Source organism: Roseovarius sp. A-2, assembly GCF_002072155.1.
Classification (GTDB): Bacteria; Pseudomonadota; Alphaproteobacteria; order Rhodobacterales; family Rhodobacteraceae; genus Roseovarius.
In genome coordinates this window covers 59,080-67,515 of record NZ_BDIY01000024.1, presented here as the reverse complement: position 1 = coordinate 67,515, position 8,436 = coordinate 59,080, and the positions used below count along the sequence as shown (strand labels likewise).

10 protein-coding genes are annotated in these 8,436 nt (G+C 62.7%); 9 read left to right on the top strand and 1 reads right to left on the bottom strand.

What is annotated here, in order from left to right:
- Nucleotides 1-57: 57 nt before the first annotated feature.
- From BHD06_RS23195 to ade, 3 genes are all read left to right on the top strand, one after another.
- Nucleotides 58-585, top strand: a complete 528-nt coding sequence (locus BHD06_RS23195; RefSeq protein ID WP_307718137.1) for a DUF6270 domain-containing protein — start codon at nucleotides 58-60, stop codon at nucleotides 583-585.
- 254 nt (nucleotides 586-839) lie between these two features.
- A complete protein-coding gene (locus tag BHD06_RS19340; RefSeq protein WP_254892489.1) occupies nucleotides 840-1,241 on the top strand; it encodes a hypothetical protein in 402 nt (133 codons plus the stop codon).
- Nucleotides 1,242-1,345: 104 nt separating this feature from the next.
- Nucleotides 1,346-3,040, top strand: coding sequence for an adenine deaminase (gene ade / locus BHD06_RS19335; RefSeq protein WP_080458611.1), 1,695 nt, complete (start codon nucleotides 1,346-1,348; stop codon nucleotides 3,038-3,040).
- Here the strand turns inward: ade and BHD06_RS19330 are convergent.
- Nucleotides 3,037-3,261: a hypothetical protein gene (locus tag BHD06_RS19330; protein ID WP_139784806.1), complete on the bottom strand. Its 225-nt coding sequence runs from the start codon at nucleotides 3,259-3,261 to the stop codon at nucleotides 3,037-3,039. The genes ade and BHD06_RS19330 overlap by 4 nt on opposite strands.
- Before the next feature lie 275 nt (nucleotides 3,262-3,536).
- On the opposite strand from BHD06_RS19330, the gene BHD06_RS19325 reads away from it, so the two are divergent.
- The 6 genes from BHD06_RS19325 (at nucleotide 3,537) to BHD06_RS19300 (ending at nucleotide 8,423) form a co-directional block, all read left to right on the top strand.
- Entirely contained in the window at nucleotides 3,537-4,352 is an 816-nt protein-coding gene (locus BHD06_RS19325) for an MBL fold metallo-hydrolase (RefSeq protein WP_080458610.1), read from the top strand.
- 146 nt (nucleotides 4,353-4,498) lie between these two features.
- On the top strand, nucleotides 4,499-5,155 hold the full coding sequence (locus BHD06_RS19320) for a TetR/AcrR family transcriptional regulator (protein ID WP_080458609.1): 657 nt from the start codon (nucleotides 4,499-4,501) through the stop codon (nucleotides 5,153-5,155).
- Nucleotides 5,152-5,925, top strand: coding sequence for an ABC transporter ATP-binding protein (locus tag BHD06_RS19315; protein WP_080458608.1), 774 nt, complete (start codon nucleotides 5,152-5,154; stop codon nucleotides 5,923-5,925). The genes BHD06_RS19320 and BHD06_RS19315 overlap by 4 nt, the downstream gene beginning before the upstream one ends.
- Nucleotides 5,918-6,634 carry an ABC transporter ATP-binding protein gene (locus BHD06_RS19310; RefSeq protein ID WP_080458607.1) on the top strand — a complete coding sequence of 239 codons (717 nt, stop codon included), beginning with the start codon at nucleotides 5,918-5,920 and terminating at the stop codon, nucleotides 6,632-6,634. Before BHD06_RS19315 ends, BHD06_RS19310 begins: the two co-directional genes overlap by 8 nt.
- Entirely contained in the window at nucleotides 6,631-7,494 is an 864-nt protein-coding gene (locus tag BHD06_RS19305) for a branched-chain amino acid ABC transporter permease (RefSeq protein WP_080458606.1), read from the top strand. The genes BHD06_RS19310 and BHD06_RS19305 overlap by 4 nt, the downstream gene beginning before the upstream one ends.
- On the top strand, nucleotides 7,491-8,423 hold the full coding sequence (locus BHD06_RS19300) for a branched-chain amino acid ABC transporter permease (RefSeq protein WP_080458605.1): 933 nt from the start codon (nucleotides 7,491-7,493) through the stop codon (nucleotides 8,421-8,423). Before BHD06_RS19305 ends, BHD06_RS19300 begins: the two co-directional genes overlap by 4 nt.
- Nucleotides 8,424-8,436: the final 13 nt, after the last annotated feature.

Here is an 8,436-nt window from a genome sequence, read left to right as displayed (position 1 = left end):
CGACGGGTGGCAGACCCTCGACCAGCCAATCGAGCCCATGACCCTTGACCTCGCCGCCTGATCAGGCACAAATCAAACCGCTCGGAGGACGCCGCTGGAGAATTTCAACCACTTTCGAGACACAACCTTGTCGATGAACGATTTCCACTGCTGGTTAAGGGAGAATCTTTGGCCACTTATTCAAATGAAATGAAACAATTAAAGCCGACGGAACGGTATAAAGATATCGCTTTTATCGAAGCTGATACCACCCAGCATTATGACGTATGGCTGAATGGACTGCGACGCTTTTCCGATCAGATGCACGACCAAGGAACTCGGGTCATCCTGAACAAAGTCCAATTTGCGGAAAAAGATGCACTGGGGCATAATTTTCCGCCGAATTTTATCAGAAGACACAACAGACGACTAATGAGGATGTATGAGGCGTTTCATTCCGAGTTAAATTGTTTGAGCATTGAGTATCATAACCCATTTATCGCAGACCCGGTGCATAGATGGAATCGAGCACCCTTTCATTACGTTGACGAGGTTAATTTGGAATTCATGTCTAAACTCGACGATGTTTTTAAAGCTCTCTGCTAGGCATCTCTACACATTTCTCACAATCCTAGCGTATACAAAGCTACTCTCTCACTTCTGGTGACCCGTTCCCGGAACTGGCCAAGATCGTGGCGTTGCCTAGCCCGTCCTTCAACACCCATGGCGACGGTAGCGACGGCGGGCGGCGCAAGCGCAGGCGGGGGTAAAAGCGACGCGCCTGCGCTTTCGACCTTTTCACGGAATTGTGAGCGGGCTATGGGCTGCCCATCATTCTCCTGTTGAAAAGGTAAAAAGTCATGAAGACTGTTGTTGTGTCGGCGCTTGTCGCGGTCATGGTTCTCTCGGGATGTGCAGGGCGCAAGCCTGACCCCGTGGCCGAGGTCCAACCCGGGGACGCCACCCTGAGCTGCGCTGAGTTGCGCAACGAGATCAACGCCAACACCAAGGCGATCCAGGGTCTGGTGGAAGAAAAGAACGAGAAGACCGCTCAGAACCTAGTCGCCGGGACAACCGGGGCGTTCTTGCTGGTGCCGTTGTTCTTCATGGATCTCAAGGGTGCGGCAGGCGATGAGGCGCGGGCCTTCCAGCGCCGCAACGAAGGTTTGGTGACACGTTACAACAGCAAGGCCTGCGAGCCGGAAATCCGCTTGCAAAAGATTGAGAAAAGCACCGAGACCGAGGCCGTCGCAGAAGACTAGGAACGGCCCGCTGGAGATGGGGCCGGGGTCAAGCCCGGCCTGCGGGGCTTGCCCTCTGGCACCTGCCGCGCGACAGTGATGCGCGGATAATCGGAGGGCGCATCATGGCGGAACTGGAACAGCGGATCGCGCAAGGCCGGGGCGACGCGCCTGCCGATCTGGTGCTGCGCGGGGGCGAGGTGTTCGACCTCATCACCGGCGCGATGATCGCGGGCGATGTGGCGATCTGCGGCGATACCATCGTCGGCATCGGGGCCGAGTATGAGGGCCGCGCGGTGCTCGACGTTACCGGCCTCATCCTCGTGCCCGGCTTCATCGACACACATCTGCATATCGAAAGCTCGCTCGTCACGCCCTTCGAGTTCGACCGCTGCGTGGCCCCGCGCGGTATCACCACCGCGATCTGCGACCCGCACGAGATTGCCAATGTGCTGGGGCTGGACGGCATCCGGTATTTTCAAGCGGCATCGGAGCACACGGTGATGGATATCCGGGTGCAGCTTTCCTCTTGCGTGCCCTCGACGGATATGGAGACGGCGGGGGCCGAGATCGGCGCTGATGACTTGCAAGAGGTGATGGGCCACCCCTCGGGCATCGGGCTGGCCGAGGTGATGAACTACCCCGGCGTCATCCACCGCGACCCCGGCATGATGGCCAAACTGCGGCTCTTTGAAGGGGGCCATATGGACGGGCATTGCCCGCAGCTCTCGGGCCGCGATCTCAACGCCTATTGCGCCGCTGGTATCCGCACCGAGCACGAGGCGACGACGGCGGAGGAGGCGCGCGAGAAGTTGCAAAAGGGCATGCGCGTGCTGATCCGTGAAGGCTCGGTCAGCAAGGATCTGGAGGCGCTCAGCCCCCTGCTCTCGGACATCACCGCGCCTTACATGTGCCTGTGCACCGATGACCGCAATCCGCTCGATATCGCTGAGGAGGGGCATCTCGATCACATGATCCGCACGCTCATCGCGCGGGACGCCTCGCCGCTTGCCGCCTATCGCGCGGCGTCGCTCTCGGGGGCCGAGGCGTTCGGGCTGCGTGACCGGGGGTTGATCGCGCCGGGGCGGCGGGCGGATATAGTCGCCGTCGGATCGCTGGAGGCGTGTGATGCGCGGCTGGTGCTGTGCGGCGGCGTGGTGGCGGATGACGCGGCGTTTGACGCACGCGGGAGCCTCGCGCCGGTGGGCCGCCATTCGGTCAAGGCCCCCAAGGTGACACCACAGGATTTCCGCCACACCGGCAACCGCGCCGCGACCGACGTGATCGGCATTCTCGAAGGCAAGATCCTGACCGAGCATCTGCACGAGGAAATCGTGCCGCAGGATGGCGACAAGCGGCCTGACCCGACCCGCGATCTGGTGCGAATCGCGGTGGTCGAGCGGCACGGGCGCAATGGCAATATCGCCACGGGTTTCGTGCGTGGATTCGGATTGCAGGGCGGGGCCATCGCCTCGACCGTCTGCCACGATCACCACAATATCGCCTGCGTGGGGGTGGAGTATGACGACATGGCCCTTGCCGTGAACCGCCTGTCGGAGATCGAGGGCGGGTTTGTGGTGGCGCATCGGGGCCGGGTGCTGGCTGAACTGCCGTTGCCGGTGGCCGGATTGATGAGCCTTGCGCCCTTCGAGGAGGTGCGCGACCGGCTGGAAGAGTTGCGCGCGGCGGCGAAATCGCTAGGTGTCACGTTGCAGGAACCGTTCCTGCAACTGGCGTTTTTGGCGCTGCCTGTCATTCCCGCTCTCAAGATTACCGACCGGGGGCTGGTGGATGTGAGGCGGTTCGAACTGATCGGCTAGGCACGGCGCAGCGCGAGCCGCATCTGCTTTTCGATCTCGATGAGCGCGAAAAAGACAAGGCCGGTTCCCAGGATCAGCAGCCCGTCGATAAGCGGCACCGCACGGGTGCCGAAGGCCCGTTGCAGCGATGGCAGGCAGGTGACGGCGAACTGCGCGGCGAGGCCGCGAGGTGACAGGCCGGTCGGCCATAGCCGTCCAGACCGTCGAGGGGGCCATCCCACCCGTCAGTTGCGCGACCGAAAGGCGCCAGACGCGGTCTGTGACGTCGTGATAGTCGTGGCGAGGGTCACTGAAATTCTGTCTTGCGAACATGACCTTCGTCTCGTTTCGCTAGAGCTCGTCCCGTCGCAGATCAATGTAACAACGACAATGCAGGTGCAGAAAATTGGGGCGGATGCCAACGGTTTCATGGGTGTATTGGGTGGTTTTGGGGCAGCAGGCGCTGACGTAGCGTCAATACGTGCTACTTTGAGACCGATCAAAAGGAGGGTCGCCCATGTTTCGACTGTGTCTTGTGATTCTGATGCTTGCCGCACCGGCCTCCGCGCAGGACCGTCGCCCGAGCCATTGCATCGCGCTCGCCCAATCCGCGCCGGGGTTGGAGTACCTGCACAAGGCCGGATTTCGCGATCCGTTGCCCGACTTCACCGCGCGCATCCGCTATATAGCGCATGCCTCCTTTCTGATTCAGGCGGGCGGCTACAGCGCCGTGACCGATTTCACCGGCTTTGTCGGCAATGCCGATTTCATCCCCGATATCGTCACCATGAATCATGCCCATTCGACCCATTGGAGCGCCAATCCCGATCCGGCGATTCCGCATGTGCTGCCGGGCTGGGGCGAGGAATTCGGGCAGGGGATCGACCATCACCTCGATCTCGGCGGAATGCTGGTGCGCAATGTCCCGACCGATATCCGCTCGGGCGGCGGGATGGAGCCGAAGGGCAATTCGATTTTCGTCTTCGAAGCCGAGGGGCTGTGCATCGCGCATCTGGGCCACCTGCATCACGAGCCGTCGGACGATCAATATGCCGCGATTGGCCGGATGGACGTGGTGATGGCCCCGGTCGATGGTGGCTTTACCATGAATATCGAGAACATGATGAACGTGCTGCGCCGGGTGCGCGCCAGCGTGGTGATCCCCATGCACTGGTTCACCGACAGCACGTTGGAGCGGTTTCTGGCCGGGATGGAAGGGGAGTTTGCGATCACCCGTCCGGGCGTCAGCGAGATCGAGGTCTCGCTGCGCAGCCTGCCGGACCGCCCGACCATCGTGGTTCTGCGCTCGGCCTATCTGCGCGAGGAGGAGTAGCGCGTTTGTCTGAGGCCTGCCTGTGTCGGGCGCCTGCATAAATTCTGGGCAGGCTTAGATAGACGGGCCACCAATTTACATACAATCATGATTGTAAGTTGAACGAATCAGCGCTTTATGCTGTGCTTTCTCCGAAGGGGGACCGCATGAAGCCGAGTCGGAACGACATTGCACAACAGGGCAAAGAGACCGCGCGCCGCCGGACGCAGGACGAGCGCTCTGCCGCGACTATCGAAAAGATCTGTGCGGCGACAATCGCCCTGATCGCGGAAATCGGCTATGCCAATCTGACGACGACGATGATCGCGGACCGTGCGGGCATATCGCGCGGGGCCATCCTGCATCACTTCGATACACGGGCGGATCTGGTAAAGCGCGCCACCGGTGGCATGTGGGCGTCGGTGGTCAAGGCGGCAGCGGGCATTCGCGCGGATCACCTCAAGCGCACCCTTTCCGCAGAGGAGTTCATCGAGCGGGCATGGACCGGGCTGATGACCGATACCTATGTGTCGGTCACCATCGACATGATGACCGCCTCACGCGGCGATAAGGATCTGCGTCAGCATGTCGAGGGCTGGATGCGCTCCATGTTCGCGAGCTACCGCGAAACCGCGCGCGAGGTGTTCGGCGCGGCGGGGTTGCGCCATGACGAGGCCGAGACGCTGATGCTGGTGGTGACCTCGTCGCTGCGCGGGTTGCGGGTAGGTCAGATGATCGAGCCTGACGCGGCGCAGGCGCGGGCGGCCCTGGCCCTTCTGGCAGACCTGATCCGGCTGCGCCTTGCCGATGGGGGCCGGACATGAACCCGCTATTGCACGCACGCGCCATGAGCCGCAGCTTTGGCGGTGTGCAGGCGGTGCGCGACATGTCGCTTGACGTGGAGCGGGGTACGATCACCGGCCTGATCGGTCCCAACGGCGCGGGCAAATCGACCCTGTTCAACCTGCTGAGCGGCGTCATCCGCGCGGATGCGGGCGAGGTGCGCCTCGATGGACAGGACGTCACCCGGCTGGCCCCTTGGCGGCGGGCGCGGCTTGGTCTGATCCGGACCTTTCAGCTTGCCCGCGAGTTTCAGCGCATGACCGTTCTGGAGAACCTGATGCTGGCCCCGCAGGCGCAGCTGGGCGAACGATTCTGGCCGATCTTCCTGCGCCCCGGCGCCGTCCGTGCGCAGGAGGCGGAGGTTTACCGCCGCGCCTGCGAGGTAATGGAGATCGCGACGCTGACGCATCTGCGCGACAATTACGCCGGTGATCTTTCAGGTGGGCAGAAGAAGCTGCTGGAGCTTGCGCGCACGCTGATGATCGACTGCGACCTCATTCTGCTCGACGAGCCGGGGGCGGGGGTCAATCCGGCGCTGATGAACACGCTGACGGATATGATCCGCCGCCTGAATCGCGAGCATGGCAAGACCTTTCTCATCGTCGAGCATGACATGGACATGATCGCGCAGCTTTGCGACCCGGTGGTGGTGATGACGCAGGGCAGTCTTCTGACCAGGGGCAGCTTTGACGATGTGCGCCGCGATCCGGCGGTGATCGAGGCCTATCTGGGGAGTGTGACGGATGGCTGAGACGGTGCTCGCAACGCGGGGTCTCACCTCGGGCTATGGCAAGGCGGTGATCTGTCAGGAGGTGACGCTCGACCTGTGCGCAGGGCAGATCACCTGCATCATCGGGCCGAATGGCGCGGGCAAGTCGACCCTGCTCAAGACCATCGCCGGGGTAGTGCGGCCAATGTCGGGCAGTGTGTGCATCGCCGGGCGCGAGATCGCCGGGCTGCCGGCCGCCACCATCGCGCGCTCGGGCATGGCCTATGTGCCGCAGGAGGCCAACGTCTTTCGCCAACTGACGACGCATGAGAACCTGACCATGGGCGCATGGACGGATCCGCCCCGAACCGATGCCGCCTGCGCGCGGGTGTACGGGATGTTTCCCGATCTCGAACCGTTGCGCCGGGTGCGGGCGGGCAATCTGTCGGGCGGGCAGCGGCAGATGGTGGCCTTTGGCATGGCGATGATGCTGGAGCCAAGTGTGCTGTTACTCGACGAACCCTCGGCGGGACTGTCGCCACTGATGGTACGGCAGATGTTTGATATCGTGCGCCGCGTCAATGCCGAAGGCGTGGCGATCCTGATGGTCGAGCAGAACGCCATTGAGGGGCTGCGCATCGCGCATCGCGGCGTCGTCATGGCGGCGGGGCGGGTCGCGCTCGACGGTACTGCCGAGGCGCTGCTCGCCTCGAGCGAAATCTCGGACCTCTATCTGGGGACGCGCGCATGAGCCTTCAAATGATCGTCAACGCACTGGTCAACGCCGCCCTCATCGCGCCGCCCGCGATGGCGTTTTCACTGCTCTTCGGCATCCTGCGGTTTCCGAATTTCGCGATTGGCGGGTATATCACGGTGGGGGCCTTCGCCGCCTATACGCTCAACGTGCCACTGGGCCTGCCGTTGCCGCTGGCGGCGGCGGGGGCAATGGCGTTGACCGCGCTGGTGGTCTGGGGCACGCATGTGGCGGTGTTCCGCCCGATGCAGGGGCAGTCCGCGATTACGCTCTTGGTGGTGTCGATCGCGGTGACGCTGATCCTCGAGAACGTAATACGGCTGTTTTACTCGGCGGATGTGCGTGGCTTTGACATTCCGCTGCAACGTCCGTGGAAGATATGGGGCGCGCGTATCACCCCCGAACAGCTGGAGATCATCGTCTGGAGCCTGCTGATCGGTGTCATGCTGCACCTGCTTCTGGCGCATAGTCGCATCGGGCGGGCAATGCGGGCGGTGGCGGACAACCCGATGCTGGCGGCGATTCGCGGGGTGAACGCGGCGCGCGTGACGGCGTTCACCACCGCCCTTTGCGGTGCACTTTTCGGGCTGACGGGGGTGTTTGCCGGACTCGACTTAGTTATCGAGCCGCTGGTCGGCTGGAACCTCACGATCCCGATCTTTGCCGCCGCGATTCTCGGCGGTATCGGCTCGCCCTACGGCGCGATCCTAGGCGCAGTGCTGGTCGGACTGGCCGAGGAGGCGACAATCCTCGTGCTGCCCTCGACTTACAAGATCGCGGTGGGCTTCGTGATCATTGCGGTGCTGCTGCTGGTGCGGCCGCAGGGGCTGTTCGGAACGGCGGAGATCAAGAAATGAGCGCCTATCTCATCTCCATGGGCACCTTCGTGGGGTTCTTCATGATCCTCGCGCTGGCACTCAACCTGCAATGGGGCATCACCGGAATGGTCAATTTCGGCATTGCCGGCTTCTATGCGCTGGGGGCCTATACCTCGGGGCTATTGTCGGTGAAGCTGGGCGTGCCGCTGGGCCTTGCCATTCCCGCGGCCTGCCTTGCGGGGCTGGTCATGGGCGCGGCGGTGGCGCTCCTGTCGGTGCGATTGCGCGAGGATTTCCTTGCCATCGTGACGCTGGGCGTGGGCGAGATGATCCGGCTTATCGTGCTCAACGAGGATCAGATCACCGAAGGCCCGCGCGGGTTGCGCATCGAGGCGCGGCCATTCGGCGAGATCATCGCCCCGGAGCAGTATCCGGTCTTCTATCTCGGCCTTGTCGCGGTCTGCGTGGTGCTGACCTACGCGATCTGCGAGGCGATCCGGCGCGCGCCGATGGGGCGCACGCTGCGTGCCATACGCGAGGATGATGTGGTGGCCGAGGTGCTGGGCAAGAACGTACTGCGGCACCGGGTTCAGATCTTTGCAGTGGGCGGGTTCTTCATGGGGCTCGCGGGCGCGCTCTATGCCCATTACGTGCAGAACATCAGCCCCGAGGTGTTCATGCCGGTGGTGGCGATGTTCATCTGGATGTCCGTTATCGTCGGCGGCGCGGGCAACAATCGCGGCATATTGCTGGGCGCGGGGGCGGTCATGGTGTTCCTCGAAGGCACTCGTTTTGTCGGCGATTTCACCGATGCGCTGGATGCCGAGAAGATGTCGGCGCTGCGGATCATCGCCATCGGGCTCTTGCTCATCGTCACCCTGCGTCTGCGCCCGCGTGGATTGCTGCCGGAACGGAAATTCCAGACTCCTATCGACAGAAGCGCCCGGCAGAAGGCGCATGACCCCTGACCAACAAGGAGAT